This window comes from Streptomyces sp. NPDC004051 (genome assembly GCF_053604275.1).
This window is the reverse complement of record NZ_JBSGHG010000003.1, coordinates 1-17,072: the sequence shown is the minus strand read 5'-3', so window position 1 is coordinate 17,072 and position 17,072 is coordinate 1. Positions and strand designations below refer to the sequence as shown.

The 17,072-nt window shown below is 72.6% G+C and carries 16 protein-coding genes; 5 read left to right on the top strand and 11 right to left on the bottom strand.

Annotated features, from left to right (window positions below; all coding sequences use genetic code 11):
* Positions 1 to 60: 60 nt before the first annotated feature.
* The 4 genes from ACWEQO_RS05360 to afsQ1 all read right to left on the bottom strand — a co-directional run bounded on the left by ACWEQO_RS05360 (position 61) and on the right by afsQ1 (position 3,921).
* Positions 61 to 642, bottom strand: a complete 582-nt coding sequence (locus ACWEQO_RS05360) for a VanZ family protein (protein WP_452979198.1) — start codon at positions 640 to 642, stop codon at positions 61 to 63.
* 113 nt (positions 643 to 755) lie between these two features.
* Positions 756 to 1,436, bottom strand: coding sequence for a hypothetical protein (locus ACWEQO_RS05355; RefSeq protein WP_361450327.1), 681 nt, complete (start codon positions 1,434 to 1,436; stop codon positions 756 to 758).
* A complete protein-coding gene (locus ACWEQO_RS05350) occupies positions 1,433 to 3,247 on the bottom strand; it encodes an ATP-binding protein (RefSeq protein ID WP_452979194.1) in 1,815 nt (604 codons plus the stop codon). The genes ACWEQO_RS05355 and ACWEQO_RS05350 overlap by 4 nt, the downstream gene beginning before the upstream one ends.
* On the bottom strand, positions 3,244 to 3,921 hold the full coding sequence (gene afsQ1 / locus ACWEQO_RS05345) for a two-component system response regulator AfsQ1 (RefSeq protein ID WP_158101933.1): 678 nt from the start codon (positions 3,919 to 3,921) through the stop codon (positions 3,244 to 3,246). Before afsQ1 ends, ACWEQO_RS05350 begins: the two co-directional genes overlap by 4 nt.
* A gap of 277 nt (positions 3,922 to 4,198) precedes the next feature.
* Here afsQ1 and ACWEQO_RS05340 point away from each other — a divergent pair, with 277 nt between their 5' ends.
* Positions 4,199 to 4,948 (top strand): SigE family RNA polymerase sigma factor, encoded by a 750-nt coding sequence (locus tag ACWEQO_RS05340; RefSeq protein ID WP_361450334.1) that lies wholly within the window; start codon positions 4,199 to 4,201, stop codon positions 4,946 to 4,948.
* Positions 4,949 to 5,150: 202 nt separating this feature from the next.
* Here the strand turns inward: ACWEQO_RS05340 and ACWEQO_RS05335 are convergent, their stop codons facing one another.
* Positions 5,151 to 5,849 carry a uridine kinase gene (locus tag ACWEQO_RS05335; RefSeq protein ID WP_452979191.1) on the bottom strand — a complete coding sequence of 233 codons (699 nt, stop codon included), beginning with the start codon at positions 5,847 to 5,849 and terminating at the stop codon, positions 5,151 to 5,153.
* Between the two features lie 127 nt (positions 5,850 to 5,976).
* Here ACWEQO_RS05335 and ACWEQO_RS05330 point away from each other — a divergent pair, with 127 nt between their 5' ends.
* Positions 5,977 to 6,315 (top strand): hypothetical protein, encoded by a 339-nt coding sequence (locus tag ACWEQO_RS05330; RefSeq protein WP_452979189.1) that lies wholly within the window; start codon positions 5,977 to 5,979, stop codon positions 6,313 to 6,315.
* Positions 6,316 to 6,687: 372 nt separating this feature from the next.
* Here the strand turns inward: ACWEQO_RS05330 and ACWEQO_RS05325 are convergent, their stop codons facing one another.
* The 3 genes from ACWEQO_RS05325 to deoC are packed head-to-tail and all read right to left on the bottom strand — an operon-like array spanning position 6,688 to position 10,056.
* On the bottom strand, positions 6,688 to 7,668 hold the full coding sequence (locus ACWEQO_RS05325) for an aldehyde dehydrogenase family protein (protein ID WP_452979187.1): 981 nt from the start codon (positions 7,666 to 7,668) through the stop codon (positions 6,688 to 6,690).
* Positions 7,661 to 9,097 (bottom strand): aldehyde dehydrogenase family protein, encoded by a 1,437-nt coding sequence (locus ACWEQO_RS05320; RefSeq protein WP_452979184.1) that lies wholly within the window; start codon positions 9,095 to 9,097, stop codon positions 7,661 to 7,663. The genes ACWEQO_RS05325 and ACWEQO_RS05320 overlap by 8 nt, the downstream gene beginning before the upstream one ends.
* A gap of 5 nt (positions 9,098 to 9,102) precedes the next feature.
* Positions 9,103 to 10,056, bottom strand: a complete 954-nt coding sequence (gene deoC / locus ACWEQO_RS05315) for a deoxyribose-phosphate aldolase (protein ID WP_452979720.1) — start codon at positions 10,054 to 10,056, stop codon at positions 9,103 to 9,105.
* A gap of 112 nt (positions 10,057 to 10,168) precedes the next feature.
* Between deoC and ACWEQO_RS05310 the strand changes: the two genes are divergently transcribed.
* Positions 10,169 to 10,894: a PH domain-containing protein gene (locus ACWEQO_RS05310; RefSeq protein WP_452979181.1), complete on the top strand. Its 726-nt coding sequence runs from the start codon at positions 10,169 to 10,171 to the stop codon at positions 10,892 to 10,894.
* Positions 10,895 to 10,965: 71 nt separating this feature from the next.
* On the opposite strand, the gene ACWEQO_RS05305 is transcribed toward ACWEQO_RS05310, so the two are convergent.
* From ACWEQO_RS05305 to ACWEQO_RS05295, 3 genes are all read right to left on the bottom strand, one after another.
* The gene (locus ACWEQO_RS05305; RefSeq protein ID WP_452979178.1) at positions 10,966 to 12,660 is read right to left on the bottom strand and encodes a phospho-sugar mutase; all 1,695 of its coding nucleotides are present in this window, start codon (positions 12,658 to 12,660) and stop codon (positions 10,966 to 10,968) included.
* 77 nt (positions 12,661 to 12,737) lie between these two features.
* Positions 12,738 to 13,562: a purine-nucleoside phosphorylase gene (locus ACWEQO_RS05300; RefSeq protein WP_361462961.1), complete on the bottom strand. Its 825-nt coding sequence runs from the start codon at positions 13,560 to 13,562 to the stop codon at positions 12,738 to 12,740.
* Positions 13,563 to 13,724: 162 nt separating this feature from the next.
* The gene (locus tag ACWEQO_RS05295) at positions 13,725 to 14,243 is read right to left on the bottom strand and encodes a gamma-glutamylcyclotransferase (RefSeq protein ID WP_361462959.1); all 519 of its coding nucleotides are present in this window, start codon (positions 14,241 to 14,243) and stop codon (positions 13,725 to 13,727) included.
* Between the two features lie 86 nt (positions 14,244 to 14,329).
* On the opposite strand from ACWEQO_RS05295, the gene ACWEQO_RS05290 reads away from it, so the two are divergent.
* Together ACWEQO_RS05290 and ACWEQO_RS05285 are read left to right on the top strand one after the other, a co-directional pair.
* Positions 14,330 to 15,790: an NAD(P)H-quinone dehydrogenase gene (locus ACWEQO_RS05290; protein WP_361462957.1), complete on the top strand. Its 1,461-nt coding sequence runs from the start codon at positions 14,330 to 14,332 to the stop codon at positions 15,788 to 15,790.
* 198 nt (positions 15,791 to 15,988) lie between these two features.
* On the top strand, positions 15,989 to 16,951 hold the full coding sequence (locus ACWEQO_RS05285; protein WP_361462954.1) for a DeoR/GlpR family DNA-binding transcription regulator: 963 nt from the start codon (positions 15,989 to 15,991) through the stop codon (positions 16,949 to 16,951).
* The last annotated feature ends 121 nt before the right edge of the window (positions 16,952 to 17,072 follow it).

Below are 17,072 nucleotides of genomic sequence, written 5' to 3'. Positions count from 1 at the left end.
GCGGTGCGGTGGCCCGCGGCGCCGCGTCGGCTTCCGTCGGCTGTTCCACCGCTCTCCACACTACGGAGACGAAGGGGGCAAAGCGTCACTCCACGGGGCGATCCCGACCCTGGGAATCGTCGGGGTCCGACCCTGAGCCGGCTCCTCCTGGCGCATGGTGCCGCCGGTCCGGGGTACGGCCCGGCGGCGCAGCCAGGCACGGCCCGCCGGCACCACGGCGACATGCGCGAGCGCCGCACCCACCGTGTTCAGCAACAGCGCGTCGACGTCCACCACCCTGCCGGGCACCGTGGTCTGCAGCATCTCGATGCCCAGCGACAGCAGGGCCGCCGCGGCCATGATGCGGGCCAGCGAACCCAGTGGCGAGACGGTCAGCCTGCCCCCCGCCATCGGCAGCAGCACACCCAGCGGAGCGAGCAGCGCGAGCCCTTCACCGACCCGGCGGGCCCCGGCACCCCAGCCCAGCGCGAAGTCGGCCCGGATGCCGTCGAAGAGCCGCAGGTTGGCGGGCATCACCCAGGGGACGTTCAGGGGGCGCAGCGTGCACCAGGCGACGAACACGAGGTACGCGGCCAGGAGGAGACCTCCTGTCACACGGAGACGGGACGCGGCGGTGCCGCCGACGGAGCCTTGACGCTGCACGAAACCCTAGACGCGACGCCCGGCGGAATCGGTTCCGGCAAGTGCCCCGCCCACCGGGTGAGGCATGCGCCACACCCCCGCCGGCCGCGGCCCGTGGCACCCGCCCCGCGCGGTCACCCCTCGGTGACCGCCGTGGACGGTGGTTCCGTGCCGCCCGGACGGGCCCGGACCTCATCCGTGCACCGGTAGCGGCGCGGCGACTCGTCGTCCTGTCCGCCCAGGACCACCGAGCCGTCGCCCTCGGCCGCCGCCGAGTCGGAGAAGGTGCAGACGATCTGCGCGAGCGCGTAGGACGTCAGACTGCCCGGCGCGGAACTCAGGCGCAGCGCGTCCCCCGGGTCGCCGGGCCGCGGACCGCTCACGGTCATCCCGCCCCGTACGTTCGTCGTGTACCCCGCCTCCTTCTCGGCCGGCGTCGGCGGCGCCGAGAGCTGGTCCAGCAGGCCCTGCGCCACCAGTGCGCGCCGCTGCCCGGAGTCCGCCGCGCCCTCCGGCACCCCCACGGTCCGGTCGACGGCCATCAGCGACGAGCCGCAGAGCAGGAACACCCGCACCGGCAGGCCCCGCGCGGGCTGCGCCGCCCCGTCCGCCTCGGCCTGCGAACAGCGCACCCGGGAGGGCGCCGGACCGAAGTCGGTCGGCACCTCGGTGGCCCGGATCCCGCACCCGGAGAGCAGGACGCCGAGCGCGGTCACGGCCAGCAGCCCCGGCAGCCGCCGTGTGCGGCGTACACCTCGTGCACCTCGTGCACCGCGTATGCCCGTCGGGCGCGGAGCCGTCCCACGTATGTTCATCGGGCGTCCTCGGCGTCCTCTGCGCTGTCGGCGTTCTTGGTGTTCCCGGCCTTCGCGGCGTTCTTGGCGTTCTCGCTGTTCGCAGTGTTCCCGGTGCTCTCGGCGGGCCCGTCCTCCCGCCCGGTCGGGGCGGAGACGTCCCGCGGCAGCCGCAGCGTGAACACCGCCCCACCCTCGGGGGAGTTGGCCGCGGTGATCTCGCCACCGTGGGCATGGGCGTTCTCCAGCGCGATGGACAGCCCCAGACCGCTGCCCTCGGAACGCGGCCGGGAGGCACTGGCCTTGTAGAAGCGGTCGAAGACATGCGGCAGGACGTCCTCGGGGATGCCCGGCCCCTGGTCCCGCACCTCGATGACCACCGCGCCTCCGGGCAGGGCGCCTTCGCCCCCGGTGCCTCCGCCGTCAACGCCCGTACCGAGGTCTTCCCCGGCGCCGCCCTCGCGGGCCCCGCCGTCCTGGTGCTCCCCGCCCTCCGGACCGCCCCCACCGGTCTCACCGTTCACGGTGTCCGCGCCGTCGCCGCCGTCCTCGCGGTCCACGCGCACCGACACCCGTACCGGCGAGCCGCCGTGCTTGAGCGCGTTGCCTATGAGGTTGGCCAGGATCACGTCCAGCCGTCGCGGGTCGATCCGGGCGTGGATACCGCGCTCCGCGTCCCACTCGACCGCGTCCAGCCAGGCACGGGCGTCGATGCAGGCGGTGATCTGGTCGGCGATGTCGACGTCGTCGAGGACGAGGCGGGCGGTGCCCGCGTCGAAGCGGGTGACCTCCATCAGGTTCTCGACCAGGTCGTTGAGCCGCCGCGTCTCGCTGACCACGAGCCGTACGGCGGGCTCGATCATCGGGTCGATGCCGCCGCCCTCGAACTCCAGCTCCTCCTCGAGGACTTCCGTCACCGCCGTGATCGCGGTCAGCGGAGTGCGCAGTTCGTGACTCATGTCCGCCACGAACCTGCGGGACGCCTCGTCCCGCGCGGCCATGTCGGCCACCCGTTTCTCCAGCGCCTCGGCCGCCTTGTTGAACGTCCGGGACAGATCGGCCAGTTCGTCCGTCCCCGAGACCCTCAGCCGGGTGTCCAGTCTGCCCTCGCCGAGCCGCCGGGCGGCGATCCCGAGCCGCTGCACCGGCTTCAGCACGGTCGTCGCCGCGGCCTGCGCCAGCAGGGCGGAGCCGATCAGGGCGAGACCGGTGGCGATACCCAGCGACCAGGCCAGCGAGTTGAGGTCCTTGGCCTCAGGCTCCAGCGACTTGAGCATGTAGCCGGTCGGCCCGCCGCCGATCGTCCGGGTGCCCGCCACCAGATAGGGGGTGCCGCCGTGGACGGTCCGCTGCCAGTACAGGCGGTAGGGGTGCTTGTTGGTCGAGGTGATCTTCTGCCGCTCGTTCACCGCCTTGCGCAGCGAGGCCGGCACGTCCTGGGCCGAGAAGCCGCTCAGCCCGCCCGAACTGCCGTACACCGTGCGGCCCTGCGGGTCCTCGGCGATCAGCAGCACCGAGAACCGCTGACTGCTGTTGGCCATCTGGCCCGCGGTGCGCTGCAGTTCCTCCTGCGTCGGATGCTCCGGCAGCGCCCCCGCCCGGTTCTGCATCTCCTGCTCGAAGTCGCCCAGCACCGCGTCCTGGGTGCGGGTGAGCACCGCCTCGCGGTTGAGCCAGTACGCGATGCCCGAAGCGGAGACCGCGGCGGTGAGCGCGACCAGCCCGAACACGACCACCAGCCGAAGCCGCAGACTGGTGAAGCGCAGCCGCGACCAGACCCCCTTGCGCGCCGCGGACCAGCCGCGGGAACTCTCCTGGTGCTCCTGTGTCACTGAGGCGGGTCCAGTCGGTAGCCGACACCGCGCACGGTACGGATCAGGGTCGGGGACGACGGTACGTCCTCGACCTTGGCGCGCAGCCGCTGGACGCAGGCGTCCACCAGACGCGAGTCGCCCAGGTAGTCGTGCTCCCACACCAGCCGCAGCAACTGCTGCCGGGAGAGCGCCTGGCCGGGCCGCCGGCTCAGTTCGAGCAGCAGCCGCAGCTCGGTCGGGGTCAGCTGGAGGTCCTCGCCGTTCTTCGTCACGGTCATCGCCGAGCGGTCGATGACCAGGCTGCCGAAGGTCGCCGCGTCGTTGGACTCCCGCTCCCCGCGGCGCAGCACCGCCCGGATCCGGGCGTCCAGCACCCTGCCCTGCACGGGTTTGACCACGTAGTCGTCGGCACCGGACTCCAGGCCGACCACCACGTCGATGTCGTCGTTGCGCGCGGTCAGCAGGATGATCGGCAACTGGTCGGTGCGCCGGATGCGCCGGCACACCTCGAATCCGTCGATGCCGGGCAGCATCACGTCCAGCACGATCAGATCGGGCCGTTGCTCGCGCAGCAGCTTCAGTCCGTCCTCACCACTGGCAGCGGTCGCCACGCGGTGGCCCTGGCGCGTGAGTGAGAGCTCCAGGGCCGTGCGGATGGCGTCGTCGTCCTCGATCAGCAACAGGGAAGGCACGGGCTCATTCTGTCCCATGGAGGGCTCCCGGTTCGACCCGTGGAGACAGAAGCACGGGGGACCGGCATCCGGACGGCCACGCGCGCCGACACCCGTCAGGGCGCCGCGGTCGACGACCGGAGCCCGGCGTGGCGGCCCCTGTGACAGCTCTGTGACAGTCGGCGGACACGGCCATGAAGTCGCCCGGGCAGGATTTTCGTCACCGGCACAACAGCACAACAGCACAACAGCACAGCAGCACACGAAGACACCGGAAGTCCACGACGGGGGGCGCGAGATGAACACGCTGCACGGCACTGGCTCCAGCGCGGTTGTCACGCGTCTGCACGACGTGCACCGAGCCGGTGAGAAGTCCGGTGCCCTGGGCAAACGGGGGTGCGCTCGCGGTGCCGGGCGTCACACCGTCTGCATGACGGTGGTCGACGCGCCCACGGGGGAAACGAACACGGGGGAAACACGCGGGGGAAGCGGGTACGGGGAGGCAGAGGGGGAGCGCCGTTCGCTGTCGGAGGTGGAGTTCACCACCTACGTCCAGGAGCGACGCGCCTCCCTGTACGCGACCGCCTACCACCTGACCGGCGACCGCTTCGAGGCCGAGGACCTGCTGCAGAGCGCGCTGTTCTCGACCTACCGGGCGTGGGACCGGATCAGCGACAAGGCCGCGGTCGGCGGATACCTCCGCCGCACCATGACCAACCTGCACATCAGCGCGTGGCGCCGCCGCAAGCTGAACGAGTACCCGACCGAGGAGCTGCCGGAGACGGTCGGCGACACGGACGCGATGCGCGGCACCGAGCTGCGCGCGGTCCTGTGGCAGGCGCTGGCCCGGCTGCCCGAGCTCCAGCGCACCATGCTGGTCCTGCGCTACTACGAGGGGCGCACGGACCCGGAGATCGCGGACATCCTCGGCATCAGCGTCGGCACGGTGAAGTCCAGCATCTGGCGGTCGCTCCGCCGGCTGCGCGAGGACGAGGTCCTCAGCTTCGGCCGTGACCGGGAGGACGCCTTCGGCGAACTGGTCGCCTGAAGGTACGGGGGAACGGGGGGGGAACCGGGAAACCGGAGAACGGGGGAAACGGGGGAGGAAAACGGGGAACCGAGGGATCGGGGGATCTCGAGGGGAACCGGGGGAAACGGGGGACCACGGGGGGAGCACGAAGGAGCGGGGCTGGAGGGCCGGGGGGCCTTTCCGGTCCCGCTTTCGTGCGTGCGCGCCGGGTCCGCCCCGGCTACGCCGACCGCGCGGCCGACCTCGCACCCGAGTCCGCGCCCGCGCCGGAGTCCTCGGTGCGCGTGCCCGGCCCGCCCTGCCCGTCGCCGCCGCCGACCCCCGCCGCCGCCAGGCGGCTCAGGGCCTCCTCGCGGTCGCAGGCGTACGCGCCGAGCGAGGTCTGGCGGGCGATGATCGACTGCTCCAGCCGCATCAGCCGCCAGCCGCGCCGCAGCAGGAAGGGGATGGACTTGCGCCCCTCCCTGAGGTCCCGCAGGAAGCGGCGGCGGAAGGTCTTCACCGGGCCGCGGCTCAGGCACAGCGCGTCGGCCAGGAGGCCCAGCTCGCCGCAGCGCGTGACGATCTCCGCGGCGAAGATGCCCTCCGCGATGAACAGCGGAGCCCCGCCGATGTCGACCGCGTCCGCACCGGTCCGGGCGCTGAGGGAGATGTCGTACACGGGCACGTCCGTACGGCCCGTGCGGCACAGCCGGTCGATGGCGGCGACGGCGGCGTCCGCGTCCCACGAGCCGGGGTGGTCCCAGTCGATGTCGGAGCTGCCCGCCACCAGGGGCAGCGTCGGGTCGTCGCCCTCCTTGTAGAAGTCGTCGAGACGCAGCACCGGAAGGCCGGAGCGGGCCGCGAGGAGGGACTTGCCGGAGCCGGAGGGGCCGCAGAGCAGCACGACTCGCGCGGAGAAGGGCGACTGGGAACTCACGGGACACCAGTCTGAGGCATCAGCCGTGCGGCGTACGCCCCGCAGTACGGCTTTGAAGCACGCATCACACATCAACTACTCTTCGCGACGAATCGATCACCCAGCGAAGGTAATAGGTGGCACAGCGATGGCCCGACACAAGGCACCCAGGACGCCGACCGCCCGACGAACTCTGGCGGTCCTCGCGACGGCGGGTGCGGCGCTCGGCCTCGGTGCGGCCACGGCGTCGGCCGCGAACTCCGAGACGGTCCTCGACGACACCGGCCAGGTCGTCGGCACGGTCGCGGACCTCAAGCCCAACCCGCTCGCCGGCACGGGAGTGGACCCGCTCGACAACGGCGTCGGCACCCAGGTCGCCGACTTCCAACCGGTGGACTCCCGCTCGGTCACCGGCCCGGTCACCCAGGCACCGTCGCTCGGCAGCATCCCGGTGGCGGGGCAGGCGACGGACACGCTGAGGGGCTGACCCCCCGCCTCGTCCGTCCTGCGGGGAACGGTCCTTGACGCCGTCGACGAACGGCCGCCAGGCCGCTCCGTCCGGCATCGGGGCGGGCCTGGTCGCGTCCTTGCCGTCGCGGACGGAGCCGGCGGGTTCGAGGTTCCGGGCGGGCCGGGCCGGCAGGGGCGCGGGCACCGCCCCGCTCCGGCGGCCGGACCCGACGGAGGCCCGCCGGGGCGCCCATCGTGCGTACTCCTTTTGACCGCCCCGCTCGGGATCTTCGGTCACCGACCGCCGTCGCCCAGGGTGGGGGGTGTTCGGCGAAGGCCGCGGCTCCTCCGGACGGAGGAAAGCCGCGGCCCGGTTCCTGCGGGGATTCCTGTGGGGCGCAGGGGTCGGTCAGTAGGCGGAGCCCGATGCGCCCAGGGAGCCGGTCGGGTGCCAGACCGTCTTGGTCTCCAGGAAGGCCGTCATGCGGTCCGTGCCGGGAGTTGCCGACCAGTTGTCCACAGGCTGTGGACGCAGGACGCGCTTGAGGTTGTCCGCCGCCGCGATCTCCAGTTCCTTCGCCAGCACCTCGTCGGCGCCGGCCAGGTCGATCGCGTTGACGTCCTGGTGCGCGGCCAGCGGCGCGGCGATCTCCGCCGTACGGCCGGAGAGGACGTTGACCACGCCGCCGGGCAGGTCGGAGGTGGCCAGGACCTCGCCCAGGGAGAGGGCGGGGAGCGGGGACCGCTCGCTCGCGATCACGACCGCCGTGTTGCCGGTGGCGATCACCGGGGCGACCACCGAGACCAGGCCCAGGAAGGACGACTCCTGGGGCGCCAGGACGGCGACCACACCGGTCGGCTCGGGGGAGGACAGGTTGAAGTAGGGGCCCGCGACCGGGTTTCCGCCGCCGACCACCTGGGCGATCTTGTCGGTCCAGCCCGCGTACCAGACCCAGCGGTCGACCGCCGCGTCCACCTGGCCGGCCGCCTCGGAGCTCGACACTCCCTCGGCCTCGGCGACCTCCCGGACGTACTGGTCCCTGCGGCCCTCCAGCATCTCCGCGACGCGGTAGAGGATCTGGCCCCGGTTGTACGCCGTCGCGCCCGACCAGGCGCCGAACGCCTTGCGGGCGGCGACCACCGCGTCCCGCGCGTCCTTGCGGGAGGCGAGCGGTGCGTTGGCCAGCCAGTTGCCCTTCGCGTCAGACACCTCGTACACCCGGCCGCTCTCGGAACGCGGGAACTTCCCGCCGACGTACAGCTTGTAGGTCTTGAGGACCGAGAGCCTCGGTTCGGCCCTCTCGCCCTTCTGGACCTTGCCGCTCTTCTCGCCCTTGTGGGCCTTCTCGGCCTTCTCGGCCCTCTCGATCTTCTCGGACTTATCAGACATCGAGGTACGCCTCCAGGCCGTGGCGGCCGCCCTCGCGGCCGAAGCCCGACTCCTTGTAACCGCCGAACGGCGAGGTCGGGTCGAACTTGTTGAACGTGTTGGACCAGACGACACCCGCGCGGAGTTTGTTCGCCACCGCCAGGATGCGCGAGCCCTTCTCCGTCCAGATGCCCGCCGACAGGCCGTACGGCGTGTTGTTGGCCTTGGCGACCGCCTCGTCGGGCGTCCGGAAGGTGAGGACCGACAGCACCGGGCCGAAGATCTCGTCGCGGGCGACCGTGTGCGCCTGGGTGACGCCCGTGAACAGCGTCGGGGCGAACCAGTAGCCGTTCTCCGGGAGTTCGCAGGCCGCCGACCAGCGCTCGGCGCCCTCCGCCTCGCCCTGCTCGACGAGCGAGGTGATGCGTTCGAGCTGCTGCGCGGAGTTGATCGCGCCGATGTCGGTGTTCTTGTCCAGCGGGTCGCCGAGGCGCAGGGTGGTGAGCCGGCGCTTGAGGGAGTCCAGCAGCTCGTCGTGGATCGACTCCTGGACGAGCAGGCGGCTGCCCGCGCAGCAGACCTGGCCCTGGTTGAAGAAGATGCCGTTGACGATGCCCTCGACGGCCTGGTCGATCGGGGCGTCGTCGAAGACGATGTTGGCGCCCTTGCCGCCCAGTTCGAGGGTGAGCTTCTTGCGGGTGCCCGCGACCGTGCGCGCGATCTGCTTGCCGACGGCGGTGGAGCCGGTGAAGGCGACCTTGTCGACGTCCGGGTGGGCGACCAGCGCGGCTCCGGCGCGGCCGTCGCCGGTGAGGATGTTGACGACGCCCTTGGGGAGACCGGCCTGGCGGCAGATGTCCGCGAAGAAGAGCGCCGAGAGGGGGGTGGTCTCGGCGGGCTTCAGGACGACCGTGTTGCCGGTCGCCAGCGCCGGGGCGATCTTCCACGCCAGCATGAGGAGGGGGAAGTTCCAGGGGATGACCTGGCCCGCGACGCCCAGCGGCTTCGGGTTCGCGCCGTAGCCGGCGTGGTCGAGCTTGTCCGCCCAGCCCGCGTAGTAGAAGAAGTACGCGGCGACCAGGGGGAGGTCCGCGTCGCGGGTCTCCCTGATCGGCTTGCCGTTGTCGAGGGTTTCGAGGACGGCGAGTTCGCGGCTGCGTTCCTGGATGATGCGGGCGATGCGGAAGAGGTACTTCGCGCGCTCGGAGCCCGGGAGCGCCGACCACTTCTCGAAGGCCTTGCGGGCGGCCCGCACGGCGCGGTCGACGTCCGCCTCACCGGCCTCGGCGACCTCGGAGAGGACCTCCTCGGTGGAGGGGGAGACGGTCTTGAAGACCTTGCCGTCGGCCGCCTCGGTGAACTCGCCGTCGATGAACAGGCCGTACGAGGAGGCGATGTCGACGACCGAGCGGGACTCGGGCGCCGGCGCGTAGTCGAAAACAGGTGCCATGGTGATCAGTCCACCGTCACGTAGTCGGGGCCGGAGTAGCGGCCGGTGGCCAGCTTCTGGCGCTGCATCAGCAGGTCGTTCAGCAGGGAGGAGGCGCCGAAGCGGAACCAGTGGTTGTCCAGCCAGTCCTCGCCGGCGGTCTCGTTGACCAGGACGAGGAACTTGATCGCGTCCTTGCTGGTACGGATGCCGCCGGCCGGCTTCACCCCGACCTGGACACCGGTCTGCGCGCGGAAGTCGCGGACCGCCTCCAGCATCAGGAGGGTGTTCGCGGGCGTGGCGTTCACCGCCACCTTGCCGGTCGAGGTCTTGATGAAGTCCGCGCCGGCCAGCATGCCGAGCCAGCTCGCCCGGCGGATGTTGTCGTACGTCGACAGCTCGCCCGTCTCGAAGATGACCTTGAGGCGGGCGCTCGTCCCGCAGGCCTCCTTCACGGCGGTGATCTCGTCGTACACCTTCAGGTAGTTCCCCGCCAGGAACGCCCCGCGGTCGATGACCATGTCGATCTCGTCCGCACCGGCGGCGACGGCCTCCCCGACGTCGGCCAGCTTGACCGCGAGCGGGGCGCGGCCGGCCGGGAAGGCGGTCGCGACGGAGGCCACCTTGACGGTGGAGCCGGCGACCGCCTCCTTCGCCGTGGCCACCATGTCGGGGTAGACACAGACCGCGGCCGTGGCGGGGGCGGTGCGGTCGCTCGGGTCGGGGCGGACCGCCTTCGCGCCGAGCGCCCGGACCTTGCCCGGGGTGTCCGCGCCTTCCAGCGTCGTCAGGTCGACCATCGAGATGGCGAGGTCGATGGCGTACGCCTTCGCGGTCGTCTTGATCGAGCGGGTGCCGAGCGAGGCGGCACGCGCCTCCAGGCCGACCGCGTCGACACCGGGCAGCCCGTGCAGGAAGCGGCGCAGCGTGCCGTCGGACGCGGTGACGTCACTGAGAGCGTGTGGTGCAGTGGAGGACATGGTCACCAGCCGAGCATATCTACGCGCGTAGCGGCTGTACAGCCCTCCCACCCTTTTCCGACCCGCCCACCACCCGCCGGCGCGTGCGGACCCGTCGGGCAGAATCGGGGGCATGAGCACCCCAGAGCAGCAGCCGTCCGACCCGGAGCCCGGCGGCGGGCACGAGTCCGAGGGCCCCGAGGCCGAGGACCGGGTGTACCGGTCGACCCCGGGCATGGCCGGTGGCGTGCTGCTGCTGGCGATCGTCGGCTGGCTCTGCGTCGACGCCGTGGTCTCCGGCGAGGGCCGGGCCCCGTGGCTGGCGCTCGCCACGCTGCTGGCGATCGTGCCCCCGGTGGTCGCCTACACCCTGCTGCCCGCCGTGTACGCCGGCGAGGACCGGCTGCGCGTCCGCAACCCCTTCCGCACGATCGTGCTGCCCTGGGGCCGGATCGCCGCGCTGCGCGCCGGCTACACCAACGAGGTCGTCTCCGACACCGGCGCCAAGTACCAGCTGTGGGCCCTGCCCGTGTCCCTGGGGGCCCGCAAGCGGGCCGCGCGGCGGGAGATGCGGGCCGCGGGCGAGCGGGCGCAGGGCGTCGACGTCCGCACCGCGGGGCGGGCCCCGAGGGCGGGCGGAGCGTCCCGGTACGGGGGTGCCGCGTCCGCGCCGGGCGGAACGGAGGCGCCGGAGCGGGCGCCGAGCGACCGCGCGATGGACGAACTGCGCGAGCTGTACGCGGACCGGCAGAGCGCGGCGAGCGCGCAGGGCGAGGTGAGCGTGCGCTGGTCCTACGAGATCCTGGCCCCGACGCTCGCCGGGGTGATCCTGCTGGCGGTCCTGCTCACCGTCACCTGAGCCCGGCAGAGCGACGGAACGACGGGAGGGGGGTCCGCGGAACTGCGGACCCCCCTCCCGTTTCCGGTCGCTCAGATACCGGCCGCCGCCTTCAGGTCCTGCTTGAGCGCGGTCAGCAGGGCGGCCGCCCTGGCGCGGGCCGCGGGCAGGCCGGCCCGGTCGGCGACCGGGACGACGACCTCCAGGTAGCACTTCAGCTTCGGCTCCGTACCGCTCGGACGGACGATGACGCGGGCACCCTGAAGGGTGTAGCGCAGGCCGTCGGTGGGCGGGAGGGCGTCCGTGCCGCGGGTCAGGTCCTCGGCCCGGGTGACGGGCAGGCCGGCCAGTGCGGTCGGGGGGTTCTCGCGCAGGCGGCGCATGGCGTCCGCGATGAGCGACAGGTCCTCGACACGGGCCGACAGCTGGTCGGTCGCGTGCAGGCCGTGGGCCACGGCGAGGTCGTCGAGGAGGTCCAGGAGGGTGCGGCCCTCCGCCTTCAGCTCGGAGGCCAGCTCGGCCAGGAGCAGCGCGGCCGTGATGCCGTCCTTGTCGCGCACGCCCTCCGGGTCGACGCAGTAGCCCAGCGCCTCCTCGTAGCCGTAGCGCAGGCCCTCCACCCGGGCGATCCACTTGAAGCCGGTCAGGGTCTCCTCGTGCGGCAGCCCCGCCTGCTCGGCGATACGGGCGAGGAGGGTCGAGGAGACGATCGACTCGGCGAACGTGCCGGTCGCGCCGCGCCGGACCAGGTGGGCGGCGAGCAGGGCGCCGACCTCGTCACCGCGCAGCATGCGCCAGTCCCCGCCGCCGGCGCCCGCCCCGCCGGGGTCCTTGACGGCCGCGGCGCAGCGGTCGGCGTCCGGGTCGTTGGCGATGACCAGGTCGGGCTCGGCCTCGCGGGCCTTCGCGAAGGCCAGGTCCATCGCGCCGGGCTCCTCCGGATTGGGGAACGCGACGGTGGGGAAGTCCGGGTCGGGCTCGGCCTGCTCGGCGACCAGGACCGGCTCCGGGAAGCCGGCCCGGGCGAACGCGGCGAGCAGGACGTCCTTGCCGACACCGTGCATCGCGGTGTAGACCGTGCGGGCGGTCCGGGGGGAGCCCTCGGCCAGGACGGCGTCCGTGCGGGCGAGGTAGGCCTCCAGGACGGAGTCGTCGAGGGTCTGCCAGCCGGTGGTGGGGCGGGGCACGTCGTCCAGGGACCCGACGGCCGCGATCTCGGCGGCGATCTCCGCGTCGGCCGGGGGGACGATCTGGGACCCGTCGCCGAGGTACACCTTGTAGCCGTTGTCCCGGGGCGGGTTGTGGCTGGCGGTGACCTCGACCCCGGCGACCGCGCCGAGGTGCCGGACGGCGAAGGCGAGCACCGGGGTGGGGAGGGGGCGGGGGAGGACGGCCGCCCGCAGACCGGCGCCGGTCATCACGGCGGCGGTGTCACGGGCGAAGTCCGCCGACTTGTGCCGGGCGTCGTAGCCGATCACGACGAGGCCGGCCGTGCCGTCCCCGTGGGGGGACCCCTGCTTCCTGAGGTACGCGGCGAGGCCGGCGGCGGCGCGGATGACGACGGCGCGGTTCATGCGCATCGGGCCGGCGCCCAGTTCGCCGCGGAGACCGGCGGTGCCGAACTGGAGGGTGCCGCTGAAGCGGGCGGCCAGTTCGGCAACGCCGTCGGCGTCGTCCGTGGTGCTCCCGGTGCTCCTTTCGAGGAGCGCCGCGAGTTCCGCACGGGTCTCGGGGTCGGGGTCCTCGGCGAGCCAGGTGCGGGCCCGGGCGGTCAGGTCGTCGTGCACGTGTCGGTCAGCCTCTCGAATGGTCGGTGAGTCGTCCCGCCCCGCCCCCGGCCCTTGCCGCCGGGGGCCGCGGACGGCTACAGGCGGCCCAGTACCCGGGTCAGGAGGGTGCCCATGCGGGCGGCGGAGTCCCGGCCCGCCTGGAGGACCTCCTCGTGGTTGAGCGGTTCACCGGTCATACCGGCGGCGAGGTTGGTGACCAGGGAGATCCCGAGCACCTCCGCGCCCGCCTCCCGCGCGGCGATGGCCTCCAGCACCGTCGACATGCCCACCAGGTCCGCCCCGATCGCCCGTGCCATGCGGATCTCCGCCGGGGTCTCGTAGTGCGGGCCGGGGAACTGGGCGTAGACGCCCTCCTCCAGGGTGGCGTCGATCTCCTTGCAGAGGGCGCGCAGCCGGGGGGAGTAGAGGTCGGTGAGGTCGACGAAGTTGGCGCCGACGATGGGGGAGGTGGCCGTGAGGTTGATGTGGTCGCTGATCAGGACCGGCTGGCCGGGGCGCATGCCCTCGCGCAGGCCGCCGCAGCCGTTGGTCAGGACGATCGTCTTGGCGCCGGCGGCGACGGCGGTGCGCACGCCGTGGGCGACGGAGGCCACGCCGTGGCCCTCGTAGTAGTGGGTGCGGCCCAGGAAGACCAGGACCCGCTTGGCGCCGAGGCGGTACGAGCGGATCTTGCCGCCGTGACCCTCGACCGCCGGCGGCGGGAAGCCGGGCAGCTCGGTGACCTGGAGTTCGGCGTCGGGTGAGCCGAGGGCGTCCACGGCCGGTGCCCAGCCGGAGCCCATCACGAGGGCGACGTCGTGGGTCTCGGCGCCCGTGAGCTCGCGCAGGCGCGCGGCTGCGGCGTCGGCTGCGGCGTGGGGGTCGCCCTGGATGTCGTCCGGAAGAAGAGAAGCGTTCACGCGGATGAGGGTAGCCGGTCTTCGCCTACGCGCGTAGATGTCAGAGCTCGCGGGCGTGCGATCGTTGTCTTGTCGTTTCCGGACGGACCTTGCCGACTCGGTTCCGAGGAGGCCTCGCCGGCTCCGGCGGGCGGGTTCCGGCGGTCCGGCCCGGGCGCGGGTTCAGCAGGGGCGTTTGCGCAGTTCCATCACGTAGTCGTGGGGGGCGCCCGCGGATTCCGCCGCGTCGGCGATCTCGCCGAGGTAGCGGGCCGAGGGGAGGCCGCCCTCGTAGGCGTTCAGGACGTAGGTCCAGGCGGGTTCCTCGCCGTCCAGGGTGTGGACCCGGACGCGGGTGCGCCGGTAGATGTCCAGGCCCGTGCCCTCCCAGCGGTCCAGGGACTCCTCGTCCATGGGGGCGATGTCGTACAGCGCGACGAAGACCTGGGCGAAGTGGTCCTCGACGATCGTCGCGAGCGCGCCGCCTCCCGCGGCCGGGCCGGTGGGCTCGACGGACTCGACGGGACCGGAGGGCTCGGCGGGATCAGCGGATCCGCTCGGCCGGTGCACGCCCAGGTTCTCGCCCCCGAAGGTCAGTCGCCACCCGTTCAGCCAGCCGGTGGCGCGCAGCGGCGAATGCGGGGCGCGGCGGGACATCAGCCGCGCGTCGAGGTTGCCGGCGTACGCGGCGTAGAGCGACATGGGGGAGAGCGTACGGCAGCGGCACCCCGGGTCCCTCCGGTAACAGGGGAGCCACGGGGACGGCCCCCGGACGGTCGCACGGTGAAGTGTGCGGGACAATGGAGCATGTGACTCGGATCGTGATCATCGGCGGCGGACCCGGCGGATACGAAGCGGCGCTGGTCGCCGCGCAACTCGGCGCGGAGGTGACCGTCGTCGACTCCGACGGTCTGGGCGGGGCGTCGGTGCTCACCGACTGCGTGCCCTCGAAGACCCTGATCGCCACGGCCGAGGTGATGACCACCTTCGACTCCTCCTACGAGGAGCTCGGCATCATCGTGGCCGACGACACCCCGCACGTGGAGCAGGCCGCCCGGGTCGTGGGCGTGGACCTGGGGAAGGTGAACCGCCGGGTGAAGCGGCTGGCCCTGGCCCAGTCGCACGACATCGCCGCGTCCGTGACGCGGGCCGGCGCGCGGGTGCTGCGCGGGCGGGGGCGGCTCGAGGGCATGCAGGCCCTGGACGGGTCGCGCAAGGTCGTGGTCCGGGCCGCCGACGGGTCCGAGGAGACGCTGACCGCCGACGCGGTGCTCATCGCCACCGGCGGTCACCCCCGCGAGCTGCCCGACGCGCGGCCCGACGGCGAGCGCATCCTCAACTGGACACAGGTGTACGACCTGAACGAGCTCCCCGAGGAGCTCATCGTGGTCGGTTCCGGTGTGACCGGCGCCGAGTTCGCCGGTGCCTACCAGGCGCTGGGGTCGAAGGTGACGCTCGTGTCCTCGCGCGACCGGGTGCTGCCGGGCGAGGACCCGGACGCCGCCGCGGTGCTGGAGGACGTCTTCCGCCGGCGCGGCATGAACGTCATGGCGCGTTCGCGCGCGCAGTCCGCCAAGCGGGTCGGGGACCGGGTGGAGGTGACCCTCGCCGACGGGCGGGTCATCACCGGATCGCACTGCCTGATGGCCGTCGGCGCCATCCCGAACTCCGCGGGCATGGGGCTCGAGGAGGCCGGGGTCAGGCTGCGCGAGTCGGGGCACATCTGGACCGACCGGGTCTCCCGGACCACCGCCCCGGGCGTGTACGCGGCCGGCGACGTCACCGGCGTCTTCGCGCTGGCGTCGGTGGCGGCGATGCAGGGGCGGATCGCCATGTACCACTTCCTGGGCGACGCGGTGGCTCCGCTGAACCTGAAGACCGTCTCGTCGAACGTCTTCACCGACCCCGAGATCGCCACCGTCGGCTACAGCCAGGCCGAGGTCGACTCCGGGAAGATCGACGCGCGGGTCGTGAAGCTGCCGCTGCTGCGCAACCCCCGCGCGAAGATGCAGGGCATCCGCGACGGCTTCGTCAAGATCTTCTGCCGGCCGGGCACCGAGATCGTGGTGGGCGGCGTCGTCGTGGCGCCCCGCGCCTCGGAGCTCATCCACCCCATCTCGCTCGCGGTCGACAACAACCTGACGGTCGAGCAGATCGCGAACGCCTTCACCGTGTACCCCTCGCTGTCGGGATCGATCGCCGAGGTGGCGCGGCAGCTGCACACGCGCAAGGTGACGGGAGAGTCCTGACGGCCCGGCAGCCCGACGGTCAGGCAGCCTGACGGCTGAAACCAACTCCTCGTCGGTCACGGGGAGTTGCCGGATGAGTGTTCGGAACATCTGGGGCGACTAGGGCTTATACCACTCGGCGGTCGGGTGCGCGAACAACTTCTGCTATTCAGCGCAAAGTGCTGAAAGCAGACGGTCGTCGGCGTTACTGTCAGTTTTGTGTTCGCTGCAGAACGTCGCCAATTGATCCTCGAAATGGTGCGAGCGAACGGGGCCGTGTCGCTCCGTGAACTCGCCCGCGTCGTCCAGACCTCCGAAGTGACCGTACGGCGGGACGTGCGCGCGCTGGAGGCAGAAGGACTCCTCGACCGCCGGCACGGCGGTGCGGTACTCCCGGGTGGGTTCACCCGGGAGTCCGGTTTCCCGCAGAAGTCACATCTCGCGACCGCCGAGAAGACCGCCATCGCCGACCTCGCCGCCGGTTTCGTGGAGGAGGGCGAGGCCATCGTGGTCGGGGCGGGCACCACCACACAGGAGCTGGCCCGCCGGCTGGCCCGGGTGCCCGGTCTGACCGTCGTCACCAACTCCCTGCTCGTGGCCCAGGCGTTGGCGCACGCCAACCGGGTGGAGGTCGTGATGACCGGCGGTACGCTCCGCGGTTCGAACTACGCCCTCGTCGGCAGCGGGGCCGAGCAGTCCCTCCAGGGACTGCGGGTGTCCAGGGCGTTCCTCTCCGGGAGCGGGCTGACCGCCGAGCGGGGACTGTCCACGTCCAACATGCTGTCGGCCTCCGTCGACCGGGCGCTGGTGCAGGCCGCCGCGGAGGTGGTGGTCCTCGCCGACCACAGCAAGCTCGGCATGGACACCATGTTCCAGACCGTGCCCACGGACGTCATCACCCGCTTGGTGACGGACGAGCCGCCCGCGCACGACGACCGCGCTGGCACCGAGTTGCAGGCGCTCGCCGACCAGGGCGTGCAGATCGCCGTGGCCGGGGCGCCGGGAGGTGCCGCGGGCTCGGGGGGTGAGCCGGCCCCGGCACGGCAGCAGCAGCGCCGGGACATGCCGCTGCCGGGGCCGCGTCGACAGGGGCCGGGGCTGCGTTCGGCCGTCGCCCTGGGAGCGGCCGAGCAGGCCCAGAGCGCGGAGCGGGCACGCGTCGCGGACCTGCGCAGGCGGTGATGACGCCGGGCGCCCGGGGGGCTGGGTGGCCCCGTCGGGCGCCCGGCGGGTGCGCCGAGCAGTGTTGCGGCCGGGCCGTCAGTCCTTGATCTCGCAGATCACCGCGCCGGAGGTGACCGAC

What these genes read in the sequence shown, in the direction of transcription:
- ACWEQO_RS05355 (WP_361450327.1), bottom strand. Translation starts at nt 1,436, where the DNA reads ATGAACATACGTGGGACGGCTCCGCGCCCGACGGGCATACGCGGTGCA.
- ACWEQO_RS05340 (WP_361450334.1), top strand. Translation starts at nt 4,199, where the DNA reads ATGAACACGCTGCACGGCACTGGCTCCAGCGCGGTTGTCACGCGTCTG.
- ACWEQO_RS05330 (WP_452979189.1), top strand. Translation starts at nt 5,977, where the DNA reads ATGGCCCGACACAAGGCACCCAGGACGCCGACCGCCCGACGAACTCTG.
- ACWEQO_RS05325 (WP_452979187.1), bottom strand. Translation starts at nt 7,668, where the DNA reads ATGTCTGATAAGTCCGAGAAGATCGAGAGGGCCGAGAAGGCCGAGAAG.
- ACWEQO_RS05320 (WP_452979184.1), bottom strand. Translation starts at nt 9,097, where the DNA reads ATGGCACCTGTTTTCGACTACGCGCCGGCGCCCGAGTCCCGCTCGGTC.
- deoC (WP_452979720.1), bottom strand. Translation starts at nt 10,056, where the DNA reads ATGTCCTCCACTGCACCACACGCTCTCAGTGACGTCACCGCGTCCGAC.
- ACWEQO_RS05310 (WP_452979181.1), top strand. Translation starts at nt 10,169, where the DNA reads ATGAGCACCCCAGAGCAGCAGCCGTCCGACCCGGAGCCCGGCGGCGGG.
- ACWEQO_RS05295 (WP_361462959.1), bottom strand. Translation starts at nt 14,243, where the DNA reads ATGTCGCTCTACGCCGCGTACGCCGGCAACCTCGACGCGCGGCTGATG.